Below are 26,653 nucleotides of genomic sequence, written 5' to 3'. Positions count from 1 at the left end.
AGGAGGGGGGGGAGGAGGGGGGGGGGAGGCAACGGAGGACCCCCCCCAGAAAAGACTCCGGGGGGTGGGAAAAAAGGCCGGGCCCCGGCGCCGCCCCAACCCTTACGCTCCCCCGCATGAGGACGAAGACGGTACGAGCGGTCAACGCGCTCACCTCCCACTGGGCCGGGCACGCGGCGGCGGACGGACCGGGCACGGTGTTCACCGCCGCCGGGGTGTGGCCGCTGCTGGCCCTGCTCGCCGACGGCGCCGCAGGCCCCGCCCGCACCGAGCTGGAGCAAGCCCTCGGCATACCCGCCGACACGGCGGCGGAGGCGGCCCGGGAGCTGCTGACCGCCCTGGACGGCGTACGGGGCCTGCGCGCGGCCACCGGCTTCTGGGCCGCGCGGGACCTCCGCCTGGAGGAGGCCTGGTCGGCAGGGCTCCCCGCCGGGACCCGGGGCACTCTCAGCGGCGACGAGGACACCGACCGCAAGGCACTGGACAGTTGGGCCGCCGAGCTCACCGACGGCCTCGTCGAGCGGATGCCGGTCCCCGTCGACGAGCAGACGCGCTTCGTGCTCGCCTCCGCGCTCACGCTGCGCACGCGGTGGATCCAGCCCTTCGAGGCCTGGACGACCGAGATCGACGAAGGCCCCTGGGCGGGGCAGGAGGTACAGGGCCTGAGCCGCAGTACGACCCTCCTCGACCGGGTCCGCGTGGCCCCGGCGCCCGGCGGCCCGGTGACCCTGCTGGAGGTGGTGGGCGACGGCGGGGTGGACGTGCACCTCGTCCTGGGCGAGCCGCAGGCCCCGCCGGGCCGGACCCTCCAGGCGGGGATCGCGGCCGTCACCCGGGCGATCCCGTCCACGGGCGCGAGCCTGCTGCCCGAGGGGAACCCGGGGCCGGGACTGCGCATCCGGAGCGTCCGCTCGGAGAGCCCCGAACACCGGCTCCACATCCGGACGGTGGCCTTCGAGGTGGAGGCCGACCACGATCTCCTCGACCCGGCCGCGCTGTTCGGCCTCGAGAGCGCCGGCGACACCCGGGCCGACCACTTCCCGGGCATCAGCAGCGAGCCGCTCGCCGTCGGCTCCGCCCGGCAGTCGGCCGTGGCGCGCTTCCACTCCGAGGGCTTCGAGGCCGCCGCCGTGACGGCGTTCACGGCTGTCGCCGGATGCGCGATACCCCGGTCGAGGTACGTCGTCAGGCAGGCCCAGGTCGCCTTCGAGCGCCCCTTCGGCTTCCTCGCCGTCCATCGGACCTCGCGCCTGGTGCTCGCCGCGGGCTGGGTGGCGGACCCCCTCCCGCCCGAGGAGCGGGACCACGAGGCGGAGGAGGCGGAGGCCTGGGCGAAACTCGATGCCGAGGAAGCCGAGGAAGCCGAGGAACGGGATTGAGTCGCTCCCGCTCCGCCCGGCCCTTCCCCGTACGCTCCGCTCCATGGACAACTCGACGGTGGAGGCGGTCAACCGCCTGACGGCACGGTGGGCAGCAGGATGGTCGGCACGGTCCGCGGACCCGGCCGAAGGCACGGTGTTCACGGCGGCCGGGCTCTGGCCGCTGCTGGCCCTGCTCGCGGACGGCGCCGACGGGCCGGCCCGCACCGAACTGGCCGAAGCCCTCGGCATACCCGCCGACTCGGCGGCCGCGGCCGCCCGGGAGCTGCTGACCGCCCTGGACGGCGTACGGGGCCTGCGCGCCGCGGCCGGCCTGTGGGCGCGGCGGGACCTCCCGCTGGAGGCGGCCTGGGAGGCCCGGCTCCCCGCCGGGACCCGGTCCACCCTCAGCGGCGACGAGGACACCGACCGCAAGGCACTGGACGCCTGGGCGGCCGAACGCACCGGCGGCCTCATCGAGCAGATGCCGGTCGAGGTGGGCCCGCACGTCGAGCTGGTCCTCGCCTCCGCGCTCGCGCTGCACCTGACCTGGGAGCAGCCCTTCTCCGAGCGGCCGGTGCAGCCGTCGCACGGCCCGTGGTGCGGGCGCTCCCTGCGCGGGCTGGCCGTCACCCACGCCTTCCCCGAGCGGATCCGGGTGGCCCGCGGACCCTCCGGCCCGGTGACCCTCCTGCACGTGCCGGCCGCGCCCGGCCCCCACGCCGTGGACGTGCACCTGCTGCTCGGTGAGCCCGGGGCCGCGCCCGGGGACGTCCTGACGACCGGGATCGCCGAGGTCACCGGTGCGCTCGCCTCCTCGACCGCGAGGGAGCTTCCCGACGGCGGAGCGGGTCCCGGGCTCTCGCTGCGCACGGTGGAGTCGACCAGCCCCGAACCCGTGGCCCGGATCGGCACGGTGGCCTTCGACATCCGCGCCGAGCACGATCTGCTGGAGCACGCCGAGTCGTTCGGGCTCGCCTCCGCGGCCTCCGCATCCGCCGCTCCCGGCCACTTCCCCGGCATCTCCTCCGTCCCGCTCGCGGTCGGCTCCGCCCGCCAGTCGGCCGTGGCCCGCTTCCACGCGGCGGGGTTCGAGGCCGCGGCGGTCACCGCCGTCGGCATGTTCCGCGGGGCCGCGAGGACCCGGTCGTACCGGGTCCGGCAGGCCGAGTTCGAGGTGGACCGGCCCTTCGGCTTCCTCGCCGTCGACCGGGAGTCGGGACTCGTGCTGTTCGCGGGCTGGGTCACCGACCCGGGTACCCTCACCCGATGACTTCCGACAAGATCACCGCGGCCGACTCCGGCACCTGGCTCCTCGGTGACCTCCCGGTCCGCCGCATCGGCTTCGGCGCGATGCGCCTCACCCACCTCGCCGACGGCTCCCCCAGCGACCGGGACCGGGTGACCGGCGTGCTGAGGCGGGCCGTCGAACTGGGCGTCAACCACATCGACACGGCCGCCTTCTACTTCTCCGCGACCCGCTCCGCCAACGAGCTCATCAACCGGGCCCTCGCCCCGTACGCCGACGAGCTGGTCATCACCACCAAGGTCGGGCCGGGCCGCGATGCCTCCGGCGAGTGGTGGTGGGCCACGCCCGAGCAGCTGCGCGGACAGGTCGAGGAGAACCTGCGCCAGCTCGGCCGCGACCACCTGGACGTGGTCAACCTGCGCGTCCCGCGCCAGGCGACGACCGGCCCGATCGCCGAGCACTTCGGGGCGCTCGCCGAGCTGCGCACCGCCGGGCTGATCCGGCACCTGGGCGTGTCCAACGCGCGGCCGGACCACCTCGCCGAGGCGCAGGCCATCGCTCCCGTGGTCTGCGTGCAGAACGCGTACGGGATCGGTTCGCCGGCCGAGGAGCACGCGTTCCTCGACGCGTGCGGCGAGCAGGGCATCGCCTTCGTCCCCTTCTTCGCGATCGCAGGGGCGGGCAAGGAGGCCGGAGGGGTCACCGAGGAGGGCCCGGCGGTACGCGATCTCGCGCGGGCCCACGGCGTGTCCCCGGCCCAGCTCCGCCTGGCGTGGACCCTGAGCCGGGGCGCCCACGTCCTCGCCATCCCGGGCACCGGGAACCCGGAGCACCTGGACGAGAACGTCGCGGCCGGCGCGCTGCGGCTGTCGTCCGAGGACACCGCCCTGCTCGCCGCCGGGTAGCCCCCGGTCCGCCGGTGCCGGCCGGTCATGTCCTCGCCCGTCCCGTGCCGCGGAGGTGTGCGCGGTGCGCGGCCGCCAGGGCGGCCGTCTCGGTGAAGTCGGGGATGCGTCCGGTGCCGCCGCCGCCGGACACGGAGAGGGAGGCGGCTGCCATCGCGTGGGCGACGGCGTCCGCGAGGGTGTCGCCCAGTGCGAGCCGGGCGGTGGCCGTGCCGGTGAAGCAGTCCCCGGCGCCGGTCGCGTCGACCGGGTCGGGGTTGACCGGGACGGGGAGGTACGCCGCCTGCGTGCCGTCGTCCAGCAGCAGCCGGTCGGCGCCCGCGGTGACGGCGACGGTACGGGCGCCCAGGGCCCGGTAGCGGGCGGCGGCCTCGGCCGGGTCGTCGGTGTCGACCATGGCCAGCGCGTCGGCCGGGCAGGAGGTCTTCAGCAGCCCGGTCAGCGGGGCGATGCGGGCCAGGAGGGTGCGCGCCTCGGCCCGACTGGTGAGCCGGGAGCGGAAGTTGGGGTCGTAGGAGAGGTGCCCGCCGGCCTCGTGCACGGTCCGGGCGGCGAGCAGGACGGCTTCGCGGCTGCTCGGCGACAGGGCGCCGGCGATGCCGCTGGTGATGAGGGCCTTGGAGCCCGTCAGCAACTCCCGCCAGGACTCGACGTGTTCCACGGAGAGGGTGGAACCGGCGCTGCCGGTGCGCCAGTACACGAACGCGCGGTCGCCCTCGGTGTCGGCGCAGAGCAGGTAGGCGCCGTTCGGGCGCGGGGAGCGGCGTACGTGGGAGACGTCCACGCCGAGTTCGGCGGCGCGGGCCAGCAGCGGGACGCTCAGCTCGTCCTCGCCGACGACGGCGAGCAGGGCGGTGCGGGCTCCGGCGGCGACGGCGGCGGCCGCGGCGTTCAGGGCGTCCCCGGAGAAGGAGACGCGGGCGGGGGTGCCGTCGACGGCGTCCCGCAGGGCCGTCCCGGCGTGGATCTCGACGAGGACCTCGCCGAGGACGAGGACGTCGTATCCCTGCGGGACGGACGTGCTCCGGCTCGTGTTCCCGGCGGGGGTCACGGACGCCGCTCCGTGCCCGTGCAGTCGCCGCAGCAGGGCTGGGCGAGGTCGGCGAAGACGGCGGCCAGTTCGCCCGGGTCGGCGGGCAGGCCGCTGCCTATCCCGACGGCGGCGGCCCCGGCGGCGAGCCAGTCGCGGACCTCGCCGGGCGCGATCCCGCCGGTCGGGATGATCAGGGCCTCGGGGAGCACGGCCTTGAGGGAGCGGATGAACTGCGGGCCGCCCACATGGGCCGGGAACACCTTCGCCGCGCCGGCGGACCGTACCGCCGAGGCGATCTCCCCCGGGGTGAAGCCTCCCTCGATGAAGACGGCCCCGCGCTCCCCGGCGACCCGGCGGACCTCGGGGGCGGGGTAGGGCGAGATGAGGAAGGCGGCGCCTGCGTCGAGAGCGGTCCGCGCGGCCACGGCGGTGGTGACGGTGCCGACTCCGATGAGGGCGGGCCGCCCGTGTGCGTCGGTGAGCGGCACAGTGCGGGCCACGGCCTCGGCCCAGCCGGGGGTGGAGGTGGTGAGTTCGACGGCGCGGCAGCCGGCGGCGAGCAGGGCGGTCGTGTGGCGGACCGCCTCGTCCGCGTCGGCGTTGCGCAGGACCGGCAGCAGGCGCTGCGCGGTGATGACCGCGTACGGGTGACAGGACAAAGAAACCTCCGTTTGTTCCACGTACTGGAACTTGGTATCGTGTAACGGAACTTCTGCTGCAGACCATACCCACCCCTGGAGATCCCGTGTCCACGGACGGAAGAAGGCCCGAGAACGAAGAGGCCGAAAGCGCCTCCCGCGGCGGCCGGACCTCCGCCGCGGGCACGGCGCTGGAGAAGTCGATGCGGATCCTGGAGGCCGTGGCCGCGCCCGGCGGCCCGCACCGGCTCACCGATGTCATGGCGGCGGCGGCCGTGCCGAAGTCGAGCACCTTCCGCATCCTGGCCTCGCTGATCGAGCAGGGCTTCGTACGCTCCGAGGGCGAGAGCCGCTACGGCGCCGGCCCCCGGCTGCGCGCGCTGTCCGCCCTGGTCACCGGCGGGGAGCCGGCCAGCATCGAGCGGATCCTGCGGGAACTGCAGGAGGCCACCGGGCAGGCGGTCCATCTCGCCCTGCACAGCGGGGAGACCATCACCTACATCCGGAAGCTGGAGAGCTCGCAGCCCTTCCAGACCGCCTCGCGGGTCGGCATGCGGATGCCGCTGCACACGACCGCGATCGGCAAGAGCATCCTGGCCCACCTGCCCGGGGCGGAGGCCCGCGAGCTGGTCGCCTCGGCCGGGCTGCCGCGCCGCACGCCGAACACCCTCACGACGCCGCAGGCCCTGGAGGCGGAGCTGGCAGCCGTGCGGGAGCGGGGGTTCGCCCTGGACGACGAGGAGAACGAGGCGACCATCCGCTGCATCGGCGCCGCGATCCTCGACACCGCGGGCCGCCCGATCGGCGGAGTCAGCGTCACCACCGTCACGTTCCTGGTCTCCCGCACGGAGATCGAGGCCTACGCACCCGCCCTGCTCGCGGCCACCCGGGCACTGGCCCCACTGCTGTAGGCCGTCGGGTCCCGGGCGGCAGTCGGGGCCTGGCCGCCAGGCGGGGCCTAGTCGGCGGTGGGGGCCCGGTCGGCGGTCCGGGCGAGTAGCTCCCGGGCCGTCCGCAGGTGGCGGTGGCCCGGTTCCAGGACGGACTCGGCCCGTGCCAGGGCGCCGGCCAGCACCGCGGCCGCCTCGGGGGCCCGGTCCCGGGCGAGCAGGGCGCGAGCCCATTCCAGGCGGGAGTAGAACGCGTGCGGATGGTCCTCGCCGAGCACCCGGGTCCGGTCGGCGGTGAGCTCCGCCCAGGCCTCGGCCGCTTCGGCGGTGCGCCCCGCGCGGGCCGCCAGCGCCGCCATGCTGCTCCGGACCGCGAGCGTGTGCGGATCGTCGGGCCCGATCCCCTCGGCGGCTTCGGCTTCTGCCAGCAGGCGCCCCAACTCCGCTTCGGCGGCAGCCGGCTCCCCGGTCCGGAACCAGATCAGGCTGCGCCGGGTCGCCAGCACCTGGGGATGCCCGGCGCCCTGGACCCGTAAGCGATCGGCCAGCAGCAGGTCCAACTGCCCGGCAGCCGACCGGTGATCACCGCCCTCTCCGGTGAAGTAGGCCAGCTGGTGACGGGCCGCCAGGGTGTCCGGATGGTCGGGCCCCAGCACCTCGGCGACATCCACGAGCAGCTCCGCGAACTGGGCCGCGGCGGCCCGATGATTCCCGGATTCGCCTACGAAGAAGGCCAGTTGATGCCGCGCCGCCAGGGTGTCGGGGTGCCGGGGCCCGAGCCGGCCGGCGCGCCTGTGGGCGATCCCGGCGAGATCGGCGGCGGCCCGGCGCGGTTTTCCGGAGTCCCCTATGGCGATGGCCAGCGGCAGTTCGGCGCCGGGGACCCCGCCGTGCGAGGCGAGGCCGAGGGCCTCGACGGCCCGCGCGAGACGGCCCTCCTGATGGGCGACGAGCCCCATGTCGTAGGCGTCGGCGGGCTCCACCAGGGGCAGCAGCCCGCGCCACAGGTGGTCGGGCACGGGGCCGTTGCCCGGCGCGTTCAACAGGTAGTCGAACGCGGTGAATCCGGCCCCGAAGTTGCCGATGAGCAGCCCGCTCGTGGCGTAGGCGGCTGCGCAGGCCCAGTCCATCGCCTCCGCGAACGGCTCGGGCTGGAGGTCCCCTCCGCCCCGGGCCTCCAGGTAGGGGGCGTGCAGCTCGCGCAGCCACGCGCGGCTCACGGGGCGGCGCAGTCCGGCCCGGCGGCAGTCCACCGCCGCCGCGACCACGGCGGCGCCGCGCGGATTGGCGCCCGGGGCCCAGGCGTTCTCCCAGGCCGCCAGGAGTTCCGGACCGGCGGCCAGGACCTCGGCGACCCCGAACCGCTCGCCCGCGCGCAGCGCCGCCCCGATGCGCGGATCACCCCGGTGGGCGGCGGCCCGGCCGCGCTCCGCCCGGGACCAGTGCCGGGGCAGCCTGACGACCACCGCCTGGTGGAGCAGGTCGCGCTGGGCCCGCCAGGCGTCCCGGTCGGAGCCGGTGAGCCGGCTCTCCTCACGGGCGTCGTAGCGCCGGTACTCCTGGACCCGCATGGTCGCGATGACCACCGCCGTGCGCAGGGAGGCCAGTTGGGCGGTGCTGAGGCCGCCCGCTCCGAGGTAGTCCTCCAGGTCGTCCAGCCACAGCACGGCGCGGCGCCGCCGCCCGGCGATCCGCACCGCTTCGGGCAGTGCGGCGCGGGAGAGCGGGCGGACGAAGGCGTGCCGCGGGTGGCGGCTGCGGGCCACCTCGTAGGCGAGCCGGGTCTTGCCCGCCGTGGACTCTCCCACCACGAGGACGAAGCGGCTCTGCTCCAGGGCTGCGCGCAGCCCCGGTTCGGCGTCGCGCCGGATGTACGCGGGCGGCGCCGCGGGGGCCTCGGCCGGGTGGGCTCCGGCCAGTTCGGGGCGGTCCACGTGGCGCAGCAGCGGGATCCGGCCCGCCGCCGTACGGAGCACCTCCCCGGCGGCCCGGGGGTCGGCGCCCTCCCCGGACGGCCGCATCAGCTCGGCGGCGAGTCCGGACAGCGTGGTGACGGCCGCGCCGATCCCGGCGGCCCAGGGCCCCGAGGTCCACACCGCCGCCAGCGCCACCGCACCTGCTCCGAGCCCTACCGAACCGAGGTATCCGGCCCAGCCCCTCGCCCGGCCGGATCCCCTCAAGAGCAACGCCGACATGCCGCCCCCAACACGTCCCGTGGGAGCCCCATTGTCACCCCGGACCCGGGCGGGGGAACCCCAACGGACCTACTGCGGAGGGATGTTCGTCAATAAGTTCAGCGACTTCGGCGAGTTCGGCGAGTCGGCGAATTCGGCTGGTTCGGCCTGTTCAGTACGTGACGAAGATCCGGCGGGCCGGACCGTCCACCCGGATCCGGCCCCCGACGGGGATCACGATCTGCGGGTCGGTGTGCCCGAGGTCCACGTCGAAGACGGCCATGGCGTCGGGGGCGTACTCGCCGAGGGCCCGCAGGACCGCCTCGCGCTGCTCGCGGCGGTAGCGCTCCCGCTCCTCGGCGTCGAAGCGCTGCTCGAAGGACCAGCTCTTCGCCCGACCCATCAGGAAGGCGGGGAACTGCCGCAGCAGTCCGCGCTCCCCCATGTTGCGCAGGATCCAGTAGACGTCACGGGCGCTCGGCATGTCCTCCGAGGTCTCCAGGAAGAGCACCCCGCCGGCGTACTCCTCGACGGGCCGCACCGCGCGGTCGGCCATCAGCAGCCAGGAGAGGATCTCCAGGTTCCCGCCCCAGCCTTCGCCTTCGACCACCCGGTCGGCGTGGTGCCAGGTCCAGCCTCCGGCCGGCTCCAGGTCCGGTTCGGCGTCGAAGGTGCGCGGGTCGTCCCAGGGGCCGTTGACGTCCCCGCTGGCGCCGGCGGCGGTCAGCTCGTACTCGCCCGAGGTGAACAGCGCCGCGCGCAGGGACTCGGCCGTGAGCGGGTTCATGGCGCCGGGCCGTCCGAGCTCGACCATCACCGAGCCCCCGTGGTAGGCGACCAGCCCGAGGCTCCGCAGGTGCAGGAGCAGGTTGGTGTTGTCGCTGTATCCGAAGAACGGCTTGGGGTTGGCGCGCAGGAGATCGGCGTCGAGGTGCGGGAGCAGCGTGATCTGATCGTCGCCGCCGATGCTGGCGATGACGGCCTTGATCTCGGGGTCGGCGAAGGCGGCGTGGAGGTCGGCGGCCCGCTCCCGGGCCGTCGCGCCCATCTTCCGGGTGGTCGGGTATTCCACCGGCTCCAGGCCGAACTCCTCCCGGAGCCTGCGCAGCCCCAGCTCGTAGGGCTGCGGGAAGAGCTCGGGCAGACCGGCCGAAGGGGAGAGCACCGCGACGCGGTCTCCGGGGCGGGGCTTGGCGGGGTAGCGAGGATCCGTCATCCGGTGATCTTAGGAGCAGGCCCGACCGCCGCCGAAGGGGTTTTCCGGGGCCCTAGGGGGTGTCCCGCCCCTCTCGACGCGGGCGGCGCCGTGATCGAATCGACGGCATGACCACCGAGTTGATACCCGTCGCCGACGGAGGCCGCATCCGCGCCGAGCGGGCCGGGGACGGCCCCCCGCTCGTCCTGCTCCACGGATCGGTCCACGACAGCCGCCTGTGGGACCACGTCTTCGCCGCCCTGGCACGCCACCACACCGTGGTGCGCTACGACGCCAGGGGCCACGGCCGCTCCACGCCTCCGACCGGGCCCTTCCGCCACGAGGACGACCTGCTGGCGGTCCTGGACCGGTTCGGCTTCCGGAGCGCGGGGCTCGTCGGCTTGAGCATGGGAGGCGAGGTCGCGCTCGACTTCACGCTGGAACACCCCGAGCGGGTCCGGTCGCTGACGCTGATCGCATCGTCCGTCGGCGGGTACGACTGGCCCCGGAGCCCCGAGATGGATGCGTACGCCGCGGCGCGCCGCGGATCGGTCGGCAGCCGCATCGCCGAGCTGGAACTCACGCTCTGGGCGAGCCTGGGCGACCGGGCCCCGGGTTTCGAGGTCATCGAGCCCATGGTGCGCGAGAACGCCGAAGCCGGAGCCGCCGCGGAGAAGGGGCACGCCCTCGACCCGGCCGAGGATGCGGTCGGCCGTCTGGACCGGATCGGGGTGCCGACGGTGGTCGTCGTCGGCGATCACGACCACCCCGAGATCGGTGTCATCGCCGGCCGTCTCGCCGACGGCATCCCCGGCGCGCGGCTCGAGGTGGTCGCCGGCGCCGATCACTACCTGCCGCTGCGGGCTCCCGGGCGACTCCTCGGACTCCTCCTCGGTTCCGAAGACTCGCCGAGCTCCGCCGGGGCCCGACCCCTTGACCTTCCTCATCCTTCCCTATCAGCATGCATCTTCACCTCTTAGGGTAGGATGCGGGCTCATGAGTGACGAAGGACGCGAGCTGTACTCGGTCGGCGAGGTGGCGGAGCTGCTCGGGCTGCACGTGCGCACCGTCCGGAACTACGTGCGCGACGGCCGGCTCAAAGCCGTCCGGATCGGCAAGCAGTACCGGATCAACCGGGCGGACTTCGAGGCCCTCACGAGCCTGCCCGATCCGGCCGGCGAGGAGCCCTCCGCCGCCGGGGAGGCGCCGCGGCGACACCTGGAGGTGTCGAGCATCGTGCAGATCGACGCGATCGGTCCCGACGCGGCGAACCGGCTCGCGACCCTCGTCACGGCGAGCGCGCAGTCCCCGAGGGACACCCCGGCCACGCTGCGCGTCCAGACGGTCTACGACAAGGAGCGGGCCCGTATGAAGATCGTGATCCTCGGCGACGCCGCCACCACCGCCGATCTCCTGCACCTCATCGACGGGCTGCTCGGGCCGGGCAACGGCATGGGGAACGACGCGGACCACGGCACCGGCCACGACGCGGGGGCGGCGCACCGTGGCTGACCTCCTCGTGGAACACCACGGCGTACCGGTGCTGGTCTGCGCCGCCGACGGCCCGCCGGTCGTCACCGAGCAGGACGCGCTCGACCAGCTGATCGGCGGCGCCTTCTACCGGACCGACATCGTCGCCGTCCCGGTGGAACGCCTGGACGCCGGCTTCTTCGACCTGCGCAGCGGGCTCGCCGGGGCGATCATGCAGAAGTTCGTGAACTACCGGGTCCGCCTGGTGGTCGTGGGCGACCTCTCGCACCACCTGGAGGCGAGTTCGGCCCTGCGCGATCTCGTGCGGGAATCGAACGAGGGCCGCCACGTCTGGTTCCTGCCCGATCTCGACGCCCTGGCCTCCCGCCTCGCTCCGGCCGGCAAAACAGGGCCGGGCGCTCCGGATTCCGCATCCGCGGAACCGATCGACGGATAAGCGTTATCGGAGTCCCCCTCGACGGTCTCCCAGGTATTGGGCATCATCGAGCGCCGGTACGGACAGGGACTTTTCTATGAGCACTCAGCACACGGCAGCACTGGTGGCCGCGGCCCGCGCGGGCGACCCGCGCGCCCAGGACGACCTGGTCAGCACCTATCTGCCCCTGGTCTACAACATCGTCGGGCGGGCCCTGAACGGGTCCGTCGACGTGGACGACGTGGTCCAGGACACGATGCTGCGGGCACTCGACGGGCTGGGCGGCCTGCGCGACGACCACAGCTTCCGGTCCTGGCTGGTCGCGATCGCCATGAACCGGGTGCGCGCCCACTGGCAGGCCCGGCGGAGCGCCCCCGGCGAAAGCGGGCTGGAAGCCGCCTGGGAGCTCGCCGATCCGGGCGCCGACTTCGTGGACCTGACCGTCGTACGGCTCCAGCTGGAGGGCCAGCGGCGCGAGACGGCCCGTGCCACGCGCTGGCTCGAGCCCGACGACCGGGCGCTGCTGTCCCTGTGGTGGCTGGAGTGCGCCGGGGAGCTGACCCGCGCGGAGATGGCCCAGGCGCTGGAACTGTCCCCGCAGCACACCGCGGTACGGGTGCAGCGGATGAAGGCGCAGCTGGAGGCGGCCCGGGTGGTGGAGCGGGCGCTGGGTGCCCAGCCGCCCTGCGAGGACCTGCGGACCGTGGCGGCGAGCTGGGACGGGCTGCCGTCGGCGCTGTGGCGCAAGCGAATAGCCCGGCACGCCCGTGAGTGCCTGCGGTGCGCCGGGCTGTGGAACGGCCTGGTCCCGGCCGAAGGACTGCTGGCCGGGCTGGCGCTGCTGCCGGTCTCCGCGGCGCTGCTCGCGGGCGTACGGGCGGCCCTGGACTCCGGCTACGCCTCCGCGGGCCTGGCCGGCGCCGCTACGGCGTACGGTCCGGGCGACTCCCCCGACGCCGGCCACGCCGACGGCGGCAGCGGAGGCGGCAGCGGCAGCAACCTCGAAGCACAGTTCGCCTCGGCGGGCGGTCCCGGCGACGGGCGCGCCTCGCTGCGCAAGCAGCGGCGCACCCGCGGCCGGCGCCGGGTCATCGGTGGCGCGGTGCTCGCCGCCTGCGTCGTGGGAGGCGGGGTGACCTACCTCGCCACCCGCCCCGGCACCGGATCCCCCGAGGTGCCTCCGGCCGCGCTCGTGGCGCCGGAATCGGGGACCGCACTGCCACCGGAGGCGGCCTCCGCCACCCCGAGCCCCTCGGAGTCCGCCTCTCCGAGCGCCTCGGCGAGCCCCAGCCCGAGCCCGAGCCCGACCCCGAGTCCGACCCCCACGCCCACCCCGAAGCCGAGCCCGAAGTCCACCCCGCCGAAGAGCCCCGCTCCCGCGCCGCCGGGCGGCAGCACCGCCGCCCAGGTGATATCCCTGGTCAACTCCGAGCGCGCGAAGGCCGGCTGCGGACCGCTCAAGGAGGACGCGCAGCTGCGTACGGCCGCCCAGGGGCACTCCGACGACATGGCGCGGCGGGACTTCTTCTCGCACACCAACCCGGACGGCGCGGACCCGGGCAAGCGGACCACCGCCGCCGGGTACCGCTGGTCCACCTACGGGGAGAACATCGCGAAGGGGCAGCGGACCGCGGCTCAGGTCATGGATTCCTGGATGAAGAGCCAGGGGCACCGCGAGAACATCCTCAACTGCTCCTTCAAGGACATCGGCGTGGGCATCCACCAGGGTGCCGACGGCCCGTGGTGGACCCAGAACTTCGGCGCCCGGATGTAAGACCTCCCGCCCCGGGGCGGGCCCCGCTCCACCACGCTCCGCCCCGGCCCCGCCACGCTCCGCCGCACACCCGTCCACTCGATCTCCCCTCAATGATTCAAAATGGGGGCAAGATAGGAGCTGGAAGCAAAGCGGCAGATCACGGTGGAGGTGGGGCGCATCAGCAGGCAGAGACTCCGTCCGCACCAGCGCGAGGCCGTCGACGCCGCCGTACGGGCGCTGGAACTGCCCGCCGGGCGCAGGGTCCCACGGACCGGGCTCCGTACGCAGGTGATCATGGCAACGGGCTCCGGCAAGTCGCTGGTCGCCGTGCACACGGCCGAGGAACTGCGGGCGGGACGCGTCCTGGTGCTGGTGCCCTCCCTGGACCTCCTCGTGCAGACCGCGGCGGCCTGGCGCGAGGGCGGCCGGACCGGCCGCGCCTTCGCCGTGTGTTCGCTACGCGGCGAGGACGCGGGAGTGCCCACCACGACCGACCCAGCCGAACTGGCCGGCTGGGCGGGCCCGCCCGTCGACCGGGTCACGGTGTACGCCACGTACGCCTCGCTCGGCCTGGGCACCATCGAACGCGCGCACCGCGAGGGGCTGCCCGGCTGGGACCTGATCGTGGTCGACGAGGCGCACCGGACCTCGGGGCGCATCGGCAAGCCCTGGGCGGTGGTGCACGACAACGTGCGGATCCCCTCGGTCCGCCGGCTGTACATGACGGCCACGCCCCGGGTCTGGCAGTCCGCCGAGGGTTCCGCGCCCGCCGAGGGCGACGAGTCCGCCGAGGGCTCCGACCAGCCGGAAGGGGTGCGCGGCCGGGGCGACCTCGTGGCCTCCATGGAGGACGATCCCGACGGGCCGTTCGGCGCGCGCTGCTACACCCTCACCCTCTCGGAGGCCGTCGACCGGGGCATCTGCGCGCCCTACCGCGTGGTCTGCGTGGACGTCAGCGATCCGGAGTTCCAGGCGGCCGTCCTGCTCGGGCCGGACGGGCGCTCCGACTCCGTGCGCGGGGTGCGGCTCGCGGCGCTCCAGACGGCGCTGGTGACGGCGGCCGTGAAGCAGGGGTTCCGGCGCACGCTCGTCTTCCATCACCTGACCAAGGAGGCCGAGGCGTTCGCGGCCGGTCTGCCGGCGGTCGCCGCACGACTGCGCGCCACGAGCTGGGCCCCGCGGCCGGTGTACCCCCGTACCGTCTGGGCGGACTGGCTGTGCGGGCAGCACACGGCGGCGCACCGGCGCCGCGTCCTGGGCGCCTTCGCGGACGACCGGGTCGCGGACAAGGCCTTCCTTGGCAGTGTCCGGGTGCTGGGCGAGGGCGTGGACACCAAGGAGTGCGACTCGGTCTTCTGGGCCGACGTACGGGGTTCCATGCCCGACCTGGTGCAGGCCGTCGGCCGGGCGCTGCGCATCCGGCCCGGGGAGGGCAAGGTCGCCTCGCTCGTGGTGCCGGTGCTGCTGGGGCCCGGCGAGTCCCCCGAGACGATGCTGACCTCACGGGCGTACGGGGACCTCGCGCGGCTGCTGGAGGCGCTACGGGCCCACGACACCCGGGTCGTCGAGTCCCTGGCGCAGCCCCAGGCCCCGAGCCGGCGCGCGGGCACGGGCGGCGCGGAGTCCGTGGGCGGCTCCGGGCTGCGCGGCGGCGCGGAGTCCCTGCTGAGCTTCTCCACGCCCCGCGACCCGGCGCTGCTGGCCGCCTTCGTCCGGCTGCGCGTCCTGCACCCGGAGCACGAGCACTGGCGGCGCGGGGTGGAGGCCGCCCGGATCTACGCCGGGCTCGTCGGGGACCTCAAGGTGCCGTTCGCGTTCAAGGTGCCCGAGGAGACGGCGGCCAAGGCGGACGCGGACGCGGCTGCCGCGGAGGAGCAGGGAGCCGGGGCTCCGTGGCCGCCGGGGCTGGCCCGTTTCCCGCTCGGCCAGTGGATCGCGGACGCCCGGCGCACGTACCGGCGCGGGGCGCTCGGCCACCGCCGGGTGGCGCAGCTCGGCGAACTGGGCATGGTGTGGAGCCACTTCGACGTGGCGTTCGAGGAGGGGCTCGCGGCGGCGAGCGGCTGGGCCGCCGAGCACGGTCACCTGCTGCCTCCCGTGGACGCCACCTGGCGCGGCGCCCCGGTCGGGGTCTGGGTCAAGAACCAGCGGGCGGCGGCCCGCCGGGAGGGCCCCGGAGCCCTGTCCGAGGAGCGCCGGGAGGCCCTGGAGGCCATCGACGCCTCCTGGTGTCCGTCCTGGGAGATCTCCTGGCAGCGGGCCTTCCACCTGACCCGGGTCCATCTGGACGCGGGCGGCCCGCTGCCGACGCGCCCCGGGGAGGCCGTGGTCCAGGGCGAGGACCTCGGCGTGTGGCTGCGCGGCCAGCGCACGGCCTGGGAGCGCCTCGCCTGGGCCCAGCGCTGGCTGCTGGAGCACACCCTCGGGGTGACCCCGGCCGAGGGTGCGGACCGGCCGAAGCCCCGGGTCGCCCACGCGGACGCGTGGGCGACGCACCTGGAGGCGGCCCGGCGGTTCCACGACCGTGAGCAGCACCTGCGGGTGCCCCGTGCGCACGTGGAGCGGGTCGGCGACCGGGACCTGCGCCTCGGCTCCTGGATCGCCAACCAGCGCTCCCGCGCCGCGTCCCTCACCCCGGAGCGGACGGCCGCGCTGACGGAGCTGGGGATGCGCTGGTCGGCGTCCTGAGCGCCCCGGTCAGTGGTGGAAGCCGGACCGGGGCGGCGCCGCGGGCACGGGCTGCGGGTGCGCGAGGAGGTGTTCGACGGCGGCGCGCAGGTCGGAGACCAGCAGGGCGATCTGGTCCCGGGTCACCCCGTGCCGGATCAGGACCCGTTGGATGACCGTGTCCTCGCGCTCGGCCGGCAGCGGGTACGAGGGCACTTGCCAGCCGCGCATCCGGAGCCGGTCGGAGAGGTCGTAGAGGGTGAAGCCCGCGCCCTCCGGGTCGGTGAGCCGGTACGAGACGGCGGGCAGCGCGCCCTGGCCGTCGTAGAGGAGGGTGAAGGGGCCGATGGTCTCGATCTCGCGGGCCAGGTACTGGGCGGTGTCGGCGCAGGCCTGCTGGACCCGGTGGTAGCCGCCCCGGCCCAGGCGCAGGAACAGGTAGTACTGGGCGATGATCTCGCCGCCCGGCCGGGAGAAGTTGAGGGCGAAGGTGGGCATGTCCCCGCCGAGGTAGTCCACGGAGAAGACGAGGTCGGCCGGGAGCAGGTCGGCGGTGCGCCAGACGATCCAGCCGACGCCGAGCGGGGCCAGGCCGTACTTGTGCCCGGAGGTGTTGACGGAGGCCACGCGCGGCAGCCGGAAGTCCCAGACCACGTCGGGGTGGAGGAAGGGGGCCACGAAGCCGCCGCTGGCGGCGTCCACGTGGATCGGCACGTCCCAGCCGTGCTCGGCCTGGATCCGGTCGAGTTCGGCGGCGATCTCGGCGACGGGCTCGTAGACGCAGGTGTAGGTGACGCCGAGGATGGCGACGACGCCGATGGTGTTCTCGTCGACGTTGGCGGCGAGCTGCTCGGGGCTCAGGCCGGTGGCTCCGGGCAACAGGGGGAGCTGGCGGAGCTCGACGTCGAAGTACCGGGCGAACTTCTCCCAGCAGACCTGGACCGGCCCGCACACCAGGTTCGGCCTGTCGGCGGGCAGTCCGGCGGCGCGGCGGCGCTCGCGCCAGCGCCACTTGAGGGCGAGGCCGCCGAGCATCGCGGCCTCGCTGGAGCCGGTGGTGGAGCAGCCGGTGCCGGTGGTGCCGGCGGGGGCGTTCCACAGGTCGGCCAGGATGTTGACGCAGCGGCTCTCGATCTCGGCCGTCTGCGGGTACTCGTCCTTGTCGATCATGTTCTTGTCGAGGCACTCGTTCATCAGCCGGTGGACCCCGTCGTCCGACCAGGTGGTGCAGAAGGTGGCCAGGTTCTGGGCGGCGTTGCCGTCGAGGAGCAGCTCGTTGTGGAGGAGCTGGTAGACCACCTCGGACGGCGAGTGGTCTTCGGGCATCCGGTACTTGGGGAGGATCTCGCCGCTGAGGGCGGACGCGAACACGTCCGTCTCGGCGTCGCGGGCACGCAGGTCCTTCGTCTCATGGAGAGCCATATCGGGACTATAACGGGATGGAACCGGGCATATCGCCTCAAAATTCACTTCGAGGCACCCCCAGGACCTGACCTCTGAGGCAATTCCGGCTGCAGCTTCCGGCCGACTCCGCGATGTGATGCCTCCCATAGCCACCCCGTGTGACCGCAGGATTTCCCGTCCATTAAGCTTTTTCACACAGGTCTTCCCGTCCGGGCCGCTGGAGCCAGTCCGGACGGGAAGATCATCCAACTAGTTCGACCGGCAACTTATCCGCGCATGTCCGGATAACAGCCCTGCGTTCTCGGCGCCCTGATACCTCTTCGGGCCATGAACAAGATCACCCGCCGACAGGCCTTAGGCGCCTCTGCCGGCGCACTCACCGCTCTCGGCCTCGCCGGCGCCACCGCGCACGCAGCCGTCACCGGATCCCGTACGGCCGCACCCGCCACCCCCGCGGGACCCTCGGGAAGCACGGACGAGGTCTACCAGGGCCGCCGCATACGGATCATCCCCGCCTCGGGCGGCGGGGACGGCCACGGCGGCCACCACGGGGGCCACCAGTCCCCCGGCATGCCGACCGTCCTCATAGACGGCCGCGAACTGCACGTGATGCGGAACGCCGACGGCAGCTGGATCAGCGTGGTCAACCACTACGAGACCTTCTCCGGCCCGCTCCCCCTCGCCCGCGCCGCCGTGCGCGAACTCCAGGGCGCCGCCCTCGTCCCGATGGGCGGCATGTGATGACGATCCGCAAGAACCAGGCCTCGCTCACCCCCGAGGAGAAGCGGGCGTTCGTCGCAGCGCTCCTCGAACTGAAGCGCACCGGCCGCTACGACCGCTTCGTCACCACGCACAACGGCTTCATCATGAGCGACACCGACTCGGGCGACCGGGTCGGCCACCGCTCCCCCTCCTTCCTGCCCTGGCACCGCCGGTTTCTGCTGGAGTTCGAGGCGGCGCTGCAGGAGGTGGATCCGGCGGTGGCCCTGCCGTACTGGGACTGGACGGCCGACCGGACCGCCCGCTCCTCCCTCTGGGCCGCCGACTTCCTCGGCGGCACCGGCCGGGCCCGCGACGGGCAGGTGCTCGACGGACCGTTCGCGTACGCGGCGGGCAAGTGGGAGATAGCCGTACGGGTCGACGGGCGCTCCTACCTGCGGCGCGCGCTCGGCACCGGCGTGGCCCAGCTGCCGACCAGGGCCGAGGTGGACTCCGTCCTCGCCATGCCGGTGTACGACGCGGCGCCCTGGAACAGCTCCTCGGGCGGCTTCCGCAACAACCTGGAGGGCTGGCGCGGGGCCAACCTGCACAACCGGGTGCACGTGTGGGTGGGCGGCCAGATGGCCACCGGCGTCTCCCCCAACGACCCGGTGTTCTGGATGCACCACGCCTTCATCGACAAGCTGTGGGCCGACTGGCAGGCACTGCACCCGCAGTCGCCGTACCTGCCGGCCGCCGGCACCCCGAACGTCGTGGACCTGAACGACACCATGCGGCCGTGGAACGACGTGACCCCGGCGGACATGCTGGACCACCGGAAGTTCTACACCTTCGACACCGAGCCGGCGCCGGCCCCGGCCGGGGCGGCCGCCAGCCAGCGGTAGTGCAGTTCGGGGCGGCCGACCTGGCCGTACCGGGGGGTGCGGTCCGCGCGGCCGGTGTCCACCAGGTGCTCCAGGTACCGGCGGGCGGTGATCCGGGAGATCCCGGCCGCCTCGGCCGTCCCGCCCGCGGTCAGCCCCTCGGGGGCCGCCCGCAGCAGCGCGGCGACCCGCTCCAGGGTCGGCCCTCCGATCCCCTTGGGTAGTTCGGCCGGCCGGGGTGAGCGCAGGGCCGCCATCGCGCGGTCCACATCGTCCTGGCCGGCCGCCTCGCCCGCCGCCGTCGCACGGAACTCGGCGTAGCGCAGGAGCCGTTCGCGCAGGGTGGGGAAGGCGAAGGGCTTCAGTACGTACTGCACCACCCCGAGCGAGACGCTCTCGCGGACGACCCCCAGGTCCCGCGCCGAGGTCACCACGATCACATCGGCGGGGTGGCCCGCGGCCCGCAGGCCGCGTGCGAAGCGCAGCCCGTGGCCGTCGGGCAGGGTCAGATCGAGCAGCAGCAGGTCGATCCGGGTCCGCTCCAGGACCCGGGTGGCCTCGGCCAGGGAGTGGACGACCGCGACGGCGGTGAAGCCGGGCACCCGCCCGACGTAGAGCGCGTGCGCGTCGGCGGCCACCGGATCGTCCTCGACGACGAGGACCCGCACCTCGGGCGTGCTCATGCTTCCCCCTCCCCGCGCGCCGGCAGTCGTACGGTGAACCGCGCGCCCCCGTCCCGCAGTTGGTCGGCGTCCGCGCTTCCGCCGTGCCGGTGGGCCACCTGCCGCACCAGCGCGAGGCCCAGGCCCCGCCCCTCACCCTTGCCCGACCAGCCGCGCCGGAACACGTCCGCGCCCTCGGGAAGCCCCGGGCCGTTGTCGGCCACCGCGATCAGCACCCCGCGCCCGTGGGGTCCGGCCGGGCCGTCGGGGCGGATGGTGACGGAGATCCGGCCGCCGGGCACGCCGGTGAGGGCGTCGACGGCGTTGTCGACGAGGTTCCCGAGGACGGTGACGAGGTCCCGCGCGGGCGGGCCGCCGGGCCCGGCGTCGATGGCTCCGCTGTCCGGGGTGACGACCAGCTCGACCCCCCGTTCGTGGGCCTGCGCGGCCTTGCCGAGGAGCAGGGCGACGAGCACGGGCTCGCCGACGGCGGCGATCACCTCGTCGGTCAGGGCCTGGGCGAGGGACAGTTCGGCGGTGGCGAAGTCCACCGCCTCCCGGCTGCGGCCGAGTTCGATGAGGGAGACCACGGTGTGCAGCCGGTTGGCCGCCTCGTGGGCCTGCGCGCGCAGCGCCCGGGTGAATCCGCGTTCCTGGTCCAGTTCCCCGGTCAGCGACAGCAGTTCGGTGTGGTCGCGCAGGGTGATCACCGTGCCCCGGCGGCCGCCGCCGGCGACGGGCGCGCTGTTGAGCACGAGCACGCGGTCCACCGTCAGATGGACCTCGTCCACCCGGGGCCGGTCGGAGAGCAGGGCCCCGGTGAGCGGGGCGGGCAGGCCGAGGTCGGCGACGCCGGTTCCCTTGACCTCCCCGCCCAGGCCGAGGAGTTCGCGGCCCGCGTCGTTGACCAGGGTGATCCGGCGTCGGCCGTCGAGCATCAGCAGCCCTTCGCGGACCCCGTGCAGGGCGGCCTGGTGGTAGTCGTACATCCGGCTCAGCTCGGCCGCGTTCATCCCGTGGGTGTGGCGGCGCAGCCGGGCGTTGACCACGTAGGTGCCGGCCCCGCCGAGGGCGAGGGCCCCGCCCGCCACCCAGGCGAGGGCGGAGAGCCGCGCGGCGAGGCGGGCGCTGACCGCGCGGACGGTGATGCCCGCGGCGACCATGCCGATGACCCGGCCGTCGTCGGTGATCGGGGTGACCACGCGCAGGGAGGGGCCGAGGGTGCCGGTGTAGGTCTCGCTGAAGGTCTCGCCCCGCAGGGCGGGGGCGGTGTTGCCGAGAAAGCGTTCGCCGATGCGCATCGGGTCGGGGTGGGTCCAGCGCCGTCCGTCCGGAGCCATGATCGTCACGAAGTCCACGCCCGCGTCGACGCGGACCCGCTCGGCGTAGGGCTGCAGGGCCGCGGTGGGCCCGCCGGGGGCACCGGCCCCGCGCCCGGTTCCCCGTACGGCTTCGGGGACGGGCTCCCCTCCGGCTGCCCGCGCCCCCTCCTCCTCCTGCCGCTGTGCACGCGCCGCGTCCCGTACCGACGGGGAGTCCGCGACCGCGCGGGCCACTGCTCCGGCCTGGCGCCGGGCGGCCTCTTCGGCCTGGTCGCGGGCGGTCGCGTACGCGAAGACGGCGCAGCCGGCGACGACCGCGGCGACCAGCACCACCTGCATGGCGAAGAGCTGGCCGGCGAGGCTGCGCGGCGGCCGGGGAAAGCGGAACATGGCGCTCAGTGTGCACCCGGGCGTGAACTCAATGAACGCAAGGGTGACCGGGGTCACAGCGGCGGGCGATGGTCCTCCCGGGACGCCTTCGCCATCAGGGAGGCGAAGGGCACTACCAGGAGGCATCGTGGCCGCCAGGCGCGACAAGACGCATTATCTGTACATCGCCGTGATCGGCGCGGTGCTGCTCGGCATCGCCGTCGGGTTCGCCGCACCCGGGACGGCCGTGGAGCTCAAGCCGCTGGGCACCGGGTTCGTCAACCTCATCAAGATGATGATCTCGCCGGTCATCTTCTGCACGATCGTGCTGGGCATCGGCTCGGTGCGCAAGGCCGCCAAGGTCGGCGCGGTGGGCGGGCTCGCGCTCGGCTACTTCATGGTGATGTCCACGGTGGCACTGGCCATCGGGCTGCTGGTGGGCAACCTGCTGGAGCCGGGCAGCGGGCTGCACCTGACCGAGGCGGCCCGGCACGCGGGCGAGGCACAGGCCAAGGCCGGCGGCGCGGAGAGCACGCCGGAGTTCCTGCTGGGGATCATCCCGACCACGCTGGTGTCGGCCTTCACCGGGGGCGAGGTGCTGCAGACGCTGCTGGTGGCACTGCTCTGCGGGTTCGCGCTGCAGGCCATGGGCGCGGCGGGCGAGCCGGTGCTGCGCGGGGTCGGGCACCTGCAGAAGCTGGTGTTCCGCGTGCTCGCGATGATCATGTGGGTAGCGCCGGTGGGCGCGTTCGGCGCGATCGCGGCGGTGGTCGGGGCGACCGGGATGGACGCACTGAAGTCCCTCGCGGTCATCATGATCGGCTTCTACACGACCTGCCTGCTCTTCGTCTTCGTGATCCTGGGCACGCTGCTGCGGCTCTGTACGGGGATCAGCGTGTTCGCCCTGCTGCGCTACCTGGGCCGGGAGTTCCTGCTGATCCTGTCCACCTCCTCCTCGGAGTCGGCGCTGCCCCGGCTGATCGCGAAGATGGAACACGTGGGCGTCTCGCGGCCGGTGGCCGGCATCACGGTCCCCACGGGCTACTCCTTCAACCTGGACGGGACCGCGATCTATCTGACGATGTCCTCGCTCTTCGTCGCGGAGGCGATGGGCAAGCCCCTCGCCCTGGGCGAGCAGATCTCCCTGCTGCTGTTCATGATCATCGCCTCGAAGGGCGCGGCCGGGGTCACGGGTGCGGGCCTCGCCACGCTCGCCGGAGGACTCCAGTCGCACCGGCCTGAACTCGTCGACGGCGTCGGCCTGATCGTGGGCATCGACCGGTTCATGAGCGAGGCGCGGGCGCTGACGAACTTCGCGGGCAACGCGATCGCGACCGTGCTGATCGGCACCTGGACCAAGGAGTTCGACCGGGCCCGGGCCACCGAAGTGCTCGCGGGACGGCTGCCGTTCGACGAGAGCACGCTCACGGACGACGCGTACGAGCAGGCCGCGGCCGTACCGGCCCAGCCGGGCGTCACCAAGGACGGCGTACCCGTCTGACGGGAACGCTCCGCGGACCGGCCGGGCAGGGCTCGCCCCCACGGTGCCCAGCCCGGCCGGTCCCAACACCTCGGGCGGTAGTTGTTTTTCAGCCAAGATCAGTTGAACCGTCTAGCTGTAAAAGGTACTTCCATATCGGGGCACGCTTCTGACATCTTGCGTCCACCACTCGTTTCGTACGGCCCGGTAGGTGCCACCCGCACCGCAGGGCCGTCTTCGGAGGACGCATTGATACCCCACATATCCAGCCGACCTCGACGCACCCTCGTACTGGCGGCCGCCCTGGCCGCCCTGGCCTTCGGGGCACCGGCCGCGCTCGCCGGCACGGCGCCGGTCTCCCCGGCCGGTATCCCCGGCACCTCCGCCCCCGCCAAGGGCCAGGCCCCGGCGCCGACTTCCCAGAGTGCGACCTGGGCTGCCGGCACCCGCGCCTACGTGGTGATCACCGCTGCCGGTGACAGCTCCGCGGTCCGTTCCGCCGTCGCGGCGAACGGCGGCACGGTCTTCTCGTACTACGACCAGATCGGCGTGATCGTCGCCCACTCGACCTCCTCGACCTTCGCCGCCACCATGCGCGGTGTCAGCGGGGTCCAGCAGGTCGGCGCGACGCGCACCTCGGACGTACCGGCCGACGCCTACAACCCGGCGCTGCCCGCCAACCCGTCCCAGTCGACGACGCCCGCGGGCGAGCCCGTGCGCGCCGACATGAGCCAGATCAAGGCCGACCAGGCCTGGGCCGTGACCACCGGCTCCGCCTCCGTCAAGGTCGGCATCCTGGACACCGGCGTCGACGACCAGCACCAGGACCTGGCGCCGAACTTCAACGCCGCCGACTCCGCCTCCTGCGCCTACGGCAAGGCGGACACCCGGGTCGGTGCCTGGCGCGACGTGGACACCCACGGCACGCACGTGGCCGGCAGCGTGGCCGCCGCCAAGAACGGCAAGGGCGTCGTCGGCGTGGCCCCGGGCGTGAAGATCTCCTCGGTCCGCGTGGCCGAGCCGGGCACCTCGCTGTTCTTCGCCGAGAACACCATCTGCGCCTTCGTGTGGTCGGGCGACCACGGGTTCAAGGTCACCAACAACAGCTATTACACGGACCCGTGGCAGTTCAACTGCCCGGACAACATCGACCAGGCCGCGATCATCGAGGGCGTCAAGCGCGCCCAGGAGTACGCGGAGAGCAAGGGCTCGCTCCAGGTCGCCGCGGCGGGCAACGAGAACTACGACCTCGCCAACAAGACCACGGACTCGGCGAGCCCCAACGACTCGACGCCGACCACCCGGACCATCACCAACGCCTGCCTCGACATCCCGACCGAGCTCCCGGGCGTGGTCACGGTCGCCGCCAACGGCACCGGAACCACCAAGGCCTCGTTCTCCAACTTCGGCCAGGGCGTCATCGACGTCGCGGCGCCGGGCAGCAACGTCTACTCCACCGCTCCGGGCGGCGGTTACAGCACCAAGAGCGGTACCTCGATGGCCACCCCGCACGTCGCGGGCGTCGCGGCGCTGATCGCCAGTGCCAACCCGACCTTCACCCCGGCGCAGATCCGCACCGCGCTGGCCACCCAGGCCAACGACACCGCCTGCCCGTCGGACACCCGCTGCAAGGGGACCACGGCCAACAACGGGTTCTTCGGCGAGGGCCAGGTCGACGCGCTGAAGGCGGTCGGCGGCTCGACCCCGCCTCCCGGCAAGTACTTCGAGAACCTCACCGATGTCGCGATCGCCGACAACGCGACCGTGAACAGCTCCATCACCGTCAGCGGAGTGACCGGCAACGCGCCGGCCACCCTCAAGGTGGGCGTGGACATCAAGCACACCTACATCGGTGACCTCAAGGTCGACCTCGTGGCTCCGGACGGTTCCGTCTACGTCCTGAGCAACCGGGCCGGCGGCGGTACGGACAACATCATCCAGACCTTCACCGTCAACGCCTCCACCGAGGTCGCCAACGGTGTCTGGACGCTGCGCGTGAACGACAACGCCAACCAGGACACCGGCAAGATCGACGCCTGGAACCTGACCTTCTGATCTCCGGGCCCTCCGGCCTTCCGATCAGTGGCGCCACGGGGGCCATCGGGGAGCGGTACGCCGCACCCCGGTGGCCCCTGGTCCCGTCCGCCTACTTGGTCCGCAGTACGCAGTCCCCGCAGAGCCCGCCGCCCGGCACCTTGTAGTACAGGCAGCAGCTGCGGCGCACGAAGGCCACCCCGAGGCCGGGTTCGTGGACGAAGGTGCCGCTCCCGCCGAGCGGGCCGCCGTCGGCGAGCAGCCCGGCGGCTAGCTCGGCCGCCGCCTCCCCCGGCACCCGGTCCGTGAGCACCCGGACGGCGCCGACCAGCCCCGAGGCGGCATTGCCGCGCAGCACCAGCGGTGAGACGCCGAACCGCTCGCGCAGCGCCGTGTCGAGCACCGCGAGGTGGCCGAGCACGCTGTCCGCGAGGGCCCGCGCCGGGGTTTCCCCGGGGAATTCGGCGGGCTCGGGCAGCCACAGCTCCAGGGACCCCGCCCCAAGCAGCCGCCACCACAGGCGGCCGGGGCCGAGGTCCGGCACCCGCCCGGCGAGCACGGCGCAGCCGAGCCCGAGCGACCAGAGCCGCGAGGCGATCCCGAACTGCGCGGTCGAAGCCGCCACCCGGCCGGGTCCGCTCCCGATGCGCCGGCCGACTTCGCCGACGTAGGACCCGAGCCCCTCCCCGTAGAGCTCCTCGAGCGGGCGGAAGCCGGGCCCGGGCGGCTCTTTCCCGTAGGCCACGGTGAAGAAGGGGCCGACGGAGCCCAACTGCCGCAGTACGTCGTCCACCCCTGGCTCCGTCCCTCGTGAAGGGCCCCTCGTGCGAGGGGCCCTTCCGGTGATGATCTCAGGGTGGCCGGGGTGCCGGTGGCCCGGGCTCAGGCCTGGGTGAAGGCCGCGACCTCGAAGTCGGACATGTCGAGGCCGCCCTGCTTGGTGTCGTCGTTGGCGAAGACGAAGGACTCGATCGGAACGCCCCGCTCGGCGCTGAGCTGGGCCACCAGCTCCTGCAGGACCACCGTCTCCAGGACCACCCGGACCGCGTCAGCGACCTCGGGCAGGCGGACGACCGACAGGCTGTCCGCCGGCTCCACCTCGGCCGTGGTCATCAGCAGCGTGAGGTGGCCGGCGCCCGCCAGCGAGCGGGCCAGCTCGATCTCGCGGCCGTCGCCGTAGACGAGGTGCAGGGTGTTGCCCGCCGACTCCATCTCACCGTGGAGGTAGTTGCGGGTCGCCGAGTGGGCCGCGGTCATCCGCACCACCTCGCGCAGCAGCAGCGCGCCCTCCTCGGCGGAGGCCCGGGAGGCTCCGGCCGCCACGCCGTCGGAGGCGATGCAGCGGGCGCCGCGCTCCCGCAGGCCCGCCACGACGGCAGTGGCCTGCGAGTGGACCGCGGTGGTCTGCTCGGCGATCTCGCCCCACGGGTCGCCGTCACGGCCCGCGACGGCCCCGGCGATCAGGTCGAGGGCGACGAGGGTGCCGGTGTAGCCGATGGTCGAGGCGTACGAGTCGGGCTCGTTGCCGAGATCCACGGTGAGGTCGGCGAGGTCGCCGAGCGGCGAGGGGACCACGTTGAGCAGCGCGGTCTTCGTGATGCCGGGGGCGGCGCACTCGAAGGCGGCGATCGTCTCGGAGCTGCGGCCGCCCTGGGAGACGGCGATCAGGCAGTCGGTGTCGAAGCCGGCGGTGCCGGTCTCGATCTCGCTGGACAGCACGCGCTGGGTGACGATCCCGGCTTCGCGGAGCTGCTGTACGGGGACGGCGAGGGCGGCGTACGAGGCTCCGATGCCGGTGAACAGGGGGCGCTCGGCGCCGCGCAGTCCGGCGAGCTCCGGGGAGGCGAGCTGGGTGCGGACGCGGTCGGCGATCCGGGCGAGGGCTGCGCCCTGGTCGGCCTGGCCTTCGAGGAACGTGATGCGGGATCCGGACATGGTGGGGGTCCTTAGCGAAGTCTGGGGGTCGCGGGCCCCCGCCGGTACGGGCGGGCGGGGGCGGGCGATCGTGCGGGGCGGTCGGGCGGAACG

General features: G+C 73.9%; 22 protein-coding genes. 13 read left to right on the top strand and 9 right to left on the bottom strand.

All coding sequences use genetic code 11. From position 1 onward, the window contains the following. Positions 1-116 precede the first annotated feature (116 nt). From ACFRU2_RS01810 to ACFRU2_RS01800, 3 genes are read left to right on the top strand one after another with little or no spacing between them, the layout of a single operon-like run. Positions 117-1,379, top strand: coding sequence for a serpin family protein (locus tag ACFRU2_RS01810; protein WP_382966606.1), 1,263 nt, complete (start codon positions 117-119; stop codon positions 1,377-1,379). Positions 1,380-1,422: 43 nt separating this feature from the next. Then, positions 1,423-2,631 carry a serpin family protein gene (locus ACFRU2_RS01805; RefSeq protein ID WP_382966605.1) on the top strand — a complete coding sequence of 403 codons (1,209 nt, stop codon included), beginning with the start codon at positions 1,423-1,425 and terminating at the stop codon, positions 2,629-2,631. Then, positions 2,628-3,512: an aldo/keto reductase gene (locus tag ACFRU2_RS01800; protein ID WP_382966604.1), complete on the top strand. Its 885-nt coding sequence runs from the start codon at positions 2,628-2,630 to the stop codon at positions 3,510-3,512. The genes ACFRU2_RS01805 and ACFRU2_RS01800 overlap by 4 nt, the downstream gene beginning before the upstream one ends. Positions 3,513-3,537: 25 nt before the next feature. On the opposite strand, the gene ACFRU2_RS01795 is transcribed toward ACFRU2_RS01800, so the two are convergent. Both ACFRU2_RS01795 and ACFRU2_RS01790 read right to left on the bottom strand, forming a co-directional pair. Continuing rightward, positions 3,538-4,563, bottom strand: coding sequence for a PfkB family carbohydrate kinase (locus tag ACFRU2_RS01795; RefSeq protein ID WP_382966603.1), 1,026 nt, complete (start codon positions 4,561-4,563; stop codon positions 3,538-3,540). Then, positions 4,560-5,204, bottom strand: coding sequence for a bifunctional 4-hydroxy-2-oxoglutarate aldolase/2-dehydro-3-deoxy-phosphogluconate aldolase (locus ACFRU2_RS01790; protein ID WP_382966602.1), 645 nt, complete (start codon positions 5,202-5,204; stop codon positions 4,560-4,562). Before ACFRU2_RS01790 ends, ACFRU2_RS01795 begins: the two co-directional genes overlap by 4 nt. Positions 5,205-5,290: 86 nt before the next feature. On the opposite strand from ACFRU2_RS01790, the gene ACFRU2_RS01785 reads away from it, so the two are divergent. Beyond that, positions 5,291-6,094: an IclR family transcriptional regulator gene (locus tag ACFRU2_RS01785; protein ID WP_382966601.1), complete on the top strand. Its 804-nt coding sequence runs from the start codon at positions 5,291-5,293 to the stop codon at positions 6,092-6,094. 47 nt (positions 6,095-6,141) lie between these two features. Here the strand turns inward: ACFRU2_RS01785 and ACFRU2_RS01780 are convergent, their stop codons facing one another. Together ACFRU2_RS01780 and ACFRU2_RS01775 are read right to left on the bottom strand one after the other, a co-directional pair. Continuing rightward, a complete protein-coding gene (locus tag ACFRU2_RS01780) occupies positions 6,142-8,268 on the bottom strand; it encodes a tetratricopeptide repeat protein (protein WP_382966600.1) in 2,127 nt (708 codons plus the stop codon). 151 nt (positions 8,269-8,419) lie between these two features. Continuing rightward, positions 8,420-9,463, bottom strand: a complete 1,044-nt coding sequence (locus tag ACFRU2_RS01775; RefSeq protein WP_382966599.1) for a S66 peptidase family protein — start codon at positions 9,461-9,463, stop codon at positions 8,420-8,422. A gap of 107 nt (positions 9,464-9,570) precedes the next feature. Between ACFRU2_RS01775 and ACFRU2_RS01770 the strand changes: the two genes are divergently transcribed. The 5 genes from ACFRU2_RS01770 to ACFRU2_RS01750 all read left to right on the top strand — a co-directional run bounded on the left by ACFRU2_RS01770 (position 9,571) and on the right by ACFRU2_RS01750 (position 15,792). Then, positions 9,571-10,422 carry an alpha/beta fold hydrolase gene (locus ACFRU2_RS01770; RefSeq protein WP_382966598.1) on the top strand — a complete coding sequence of 284 codons (852 nt, stop codon included), beginning with the start codon at positions 9,571-9,573 and terminating at the stop codon, positions 10,420-10,422. Between the two features lie 16 nt (positions 10,423-10,438). After that, positions 10,439-10,954 carry a helix-turn-helix domain-containing protein gene (locus ACFRU2_RS01765; protein ID WP_382966597.1) on the top strand — a complete coding sequence of 172 codons (516 nt, stop codon included), beginning with the start codon at positions 10,439-10,441 and terminating at the stop codon, positions 10,952-10,954. Further along, the gene (locus tag ACFRU2_RS01760; protein WP_382966596.1) at positions 10,947-11,369 is read left to right on the top strand and encodes a DUF4180 domain-containing protein; all 423 of its coding nucleotides are present in this window, start codon (positions 10,947-10,949) and stop codon (positions 11,367-11,369) included. The genes ACFRU2_RS01765 and ACFRU2_RS01760 overlap by 8 nt, the downstream gene beginning before the upstream one ends. A gap of 76 nt (positions 11,370-11,445) precedes the next feature. Further along, positions 11,446-13,122 carry a sigma-70 family RNA polymerase sigma factor gene (locus ACFRU2_RS01755; RefSeq protein WP_382966595.1) on the top strand — a complete coding sequence of 559 codons (1,677 nt, stop codon included), beginning with the start codon at positions 11,446-11,448 and terminating at the stop codon, positions 13,120-13,122. Between the two features lie 150 nt (positions 13,123-13,272). Next, on the top strand, positions 13,273-15,792 hold the full coding sequence (locus ACFRU2_RS01750; RefSeq protein ID WP_382966594.1) for a Helicase associated domain protein: 2,520 nt from the start codon (positions 13,273-13,275) through the stop codon (positions 15,790-15,792). A 9-nt stretch (positions 15,793-15,801) separates the two neighbouring features. On the opposite strand, the gene ACFRU2_RS01745 is transcribed toward ACFRU2_RS01750, so the two are convergent. Next, the gene (locus tag ACFRU2_RS01745) at positions 15,802-17,193 is read right to left on the bottom strand and encodes a glutamate decarboxylase (protein WP_382966593.1); all 1,392 of its coding nucleotides are present in this window, start codon (positions 17,191-17,193) and stop codon (positions 15,802-15,804) included. Between the two features lie 309 nt (positions 17,194-17,502). Here ACFRU2_RS01745 and ACFRU2_RS01740 point away from each other — a divergent pair, with 309 nt between their 5' ends. Together ACFRU2_RS01740 and ACFRU2_RS01735 are read left to right on the top strand one after the other, a co-directional pair. Further along, positions 17,503-17,916 (top strand): tyrosinase cofactor, encoded by a 414-nt coding sequence (locus ACFRU2_RS01740; protein ID WP_382966592.1) that lies wholly within the window; start codon positions 17,503-17,505, stop codon positions 17,914-17,916. Then, on the top strand, positions 17,916-18,779 hold the full coding sequence (locus tag ACFRU2_RS01735) for a tyrosinase family protein (protein ID WP_382966591.1): 864 nt from the start codon (positions 17,916-17,918) through the stop codon (positions 18,777-18,779). The genes ACFRU2_RS01740 and ACFRU2_RS01735 overlap by 1 nt, the downstream gene beginning before the upstream one ends. On the opposite strand, the gene ACFRU2_RS01730 is transcribed toward ACFRU2_RS01735, so the two are convergent. Beyond that, on the bottom strand, positions 18,719-19,441 hold the full coding sequence (locus ACFRU2_RS01730) for a response regulator (protein ID WP_382966590.1): 723 nt from the start codon (positions 19,439-19,441) through the stop codon (positions 18,719-18,721). The two genes, ACFRU2_RS01735 and ACFRU2_RS01730, sit on opposite strands and share 61 nt — an antisense overlap. After that, the gene (locus tag ACFRU2_RS01725; RefSeq protein WP_382966589.1) at positions 19,438-21,132 is read right to left on the bottom strand and encodes an ATP-binding protein; all 1,695 of its coding nucleotides are present in this window, start codon (positions 21,130-21,132) and stop codon (positions 19,438-19,440) included. The genes ACFRU2_RS01730 and ACFRU2_RS01725 overlap by 4 nt, the downstream gene beginning before the upstream one ends. 127 nt (positions 21,133-21,259) lie before the next feature. Between ACFRU2_RS01725 and ACFRU2_RS01720 the strand changes: the two genes are divergently transcribed. Then, positions 21,260-22,612 carry a cation:dicarboxylate symporter family transporter gene (locus ACFRU2_RS01720; protein ID WP_382966588.1) on the top strand — a complete coding sequence of 451 codons (1,353 nt, stop codon included), beginning with the start codon at positions 21,260-21,262 and terminating at the stop codon, positions 22,610-22,612. A 228-nt stretch (positions 22,613-22,840) separates the two neighbouring features. Then, positions 22,841-24,646, top strand: coding sequence for a S8 family serine peptidase (locus ACFRU2_RS01715; RefSeq protein ID WP_382966587.1), 1,806 nt, complete (start codon positions 22,841-22,843; stop codon positions 24,644-24,646). A 91-nt stretch (positions 24,647-24,737) separates the two neighbouring features. On the opposite strand, the gene ACFRU2_RS01710 is transcribed toward ACFRU2_RS01715, so the two are convergent. Together ACFRU2_RS01710 and ACFRU2_RS01705 are read right to left on the bottom strand one after the other, a co-directional pair. After that, positions 24,738-25,418 carry a (2Fe-2S)-binding protein gene (locus ACFRU2_RS01710; protein ID WP_382966586.1) on the bottom strand — a complete coding sequence of 227 codons (681 nt, stop codon included), beginning with the start codon at positions 25,416-25,418 and terminating at the stop codon, positions 24,738-24,740. A gap of 89 nt (positions 25,419-25,507) precedes the next feature. Continuing rightward, positions 25,508-26,560 carry an SIS domain-containing protein gene (locus ACFRU2_RS01705; RefSeq protein ID WP_382966585.1) on the bottom strand — a complete coding sequence of 351 codons (1,053 nt, stop codon included), beginning with the start codon at positions 26,558-26,560 and terminating at the stop codon, positions 25,508-25,510. Between the last annotated feature and the right edge of the window lie 93 nt (positions 26,561-26,653).

The sequence above is a fragment of the Streptomyces sp. NPDC056883 genome (genome assembly GCF_042788835.1).
GTDB lineage: Bacteria > Actinomycetota > Actinomycetes > Streptomycetales > Streptomycetaceae > Streptomyces > Streptomyces stoeckheimensis.
The sequence above is the reverse complement of the archived record's forward strand: the minus strand, read 5'-3'. Positions and strand labels throughout refer to the sequence as shown.

Coding starts and splice junctions, on each gene's coding strand:
- ACFRU2_RS01810 (WP_382966606.1), top strand. CDS start 117: ATGAGGACGAAGACGGTACGAGCGGTCAACGCGCTCACCTCCCACTGG.
- ACFRU2_RS01805 (WP_382966605.1), top strand. CDS start 1,423: ATGGACAACTCGACGGTGGAGGCGGTCAACCGCCTGACGGCACGGTGG.
- ACFRU2_RS01800 (WP_382966604.1), top strand. CDS start 2,628: ATGACTTCCGACAAGATCACCGCGGCCGACTCCGGCACCTGGCTCCTC.
- ACFRU2_RS01780 (WP_382966600.1), bottom strand. CDS start 8,268: ATGTCGGCGTTGCTCTTGAGGGGATCCGGCCGGGCGAGGGGCTGGGCC.
- ACFRU2_RS01775 (WP_382966599.1), bottom strand. CDS start 9,463: ATGACGGATCCTCGCTACCCCGCCAAGCCCCGCCCCGGAGACCGCGTC.
- ACFRU2_RS01770 (WP_382966598.1), top strand. CDS start 9,571: ATGACCACCGAGTTGATACCCGTCGCCGACGGAGGCCGCATCCGCGCC.
- ACFRU2_RS01765 (WP_382966597.1), top strand. CDS start 10,439: ATGAGTGACGAAGGACGCGAGCTGTACTCGGTCGGCGAGGTGGCGGAG.
- ACFRU2_RS01755 (WP_382966595.1), top strand. CDS start 11,446: ATGAGCACTCAGCACACGGCAGCACTGGTGGCCGCGGCCCGCGCGGGC.
- ACFRU2_RS01745 (WP_382966593.1), bottom strand. CDS start 17,193: ATGGCTCTCCATGAGACGAAGGACCTGCGTGCCCGCGACGCCGAGACG.
- ACFRU2_RS01740 (WP_382966592.1), top strand. CDS start 17,503: ATGAACAAGATCACCCGCCGACAGGCCTTAGGCGCCTCTGCCGGCGCA.
- ACFRU2_RS01735 (WP_382966591.1), top strand. CDS start 17,916: ATGACGATCCGCAAGAACCAGGCCTCGCTCACCCCCGAGGAGAAGCGG.
- ACFRU2_RS01730 (WP_382966590.1), bottom strand. CDS start 19,441: ATGAGCACGCCCGAGGTGCGGGTCCTCGTCGTCGAGGACGATCCGGTG.
- ACFRU2_RS01725 (WP_382966589.1), bottom strand. CDS start 21,132: ATGTTCCGCTTTCCCCGGCCGCCGCGCAGCCTCGCCGGCCAGCTCTTC.
- ACFRU2_RS01705 (WP_382966585.1), bottom strand. CDS start 26,560: ATGTCCGGATCCCGCATCACGTTCCTCGAAGGCCAGGCCGACCAGGGC.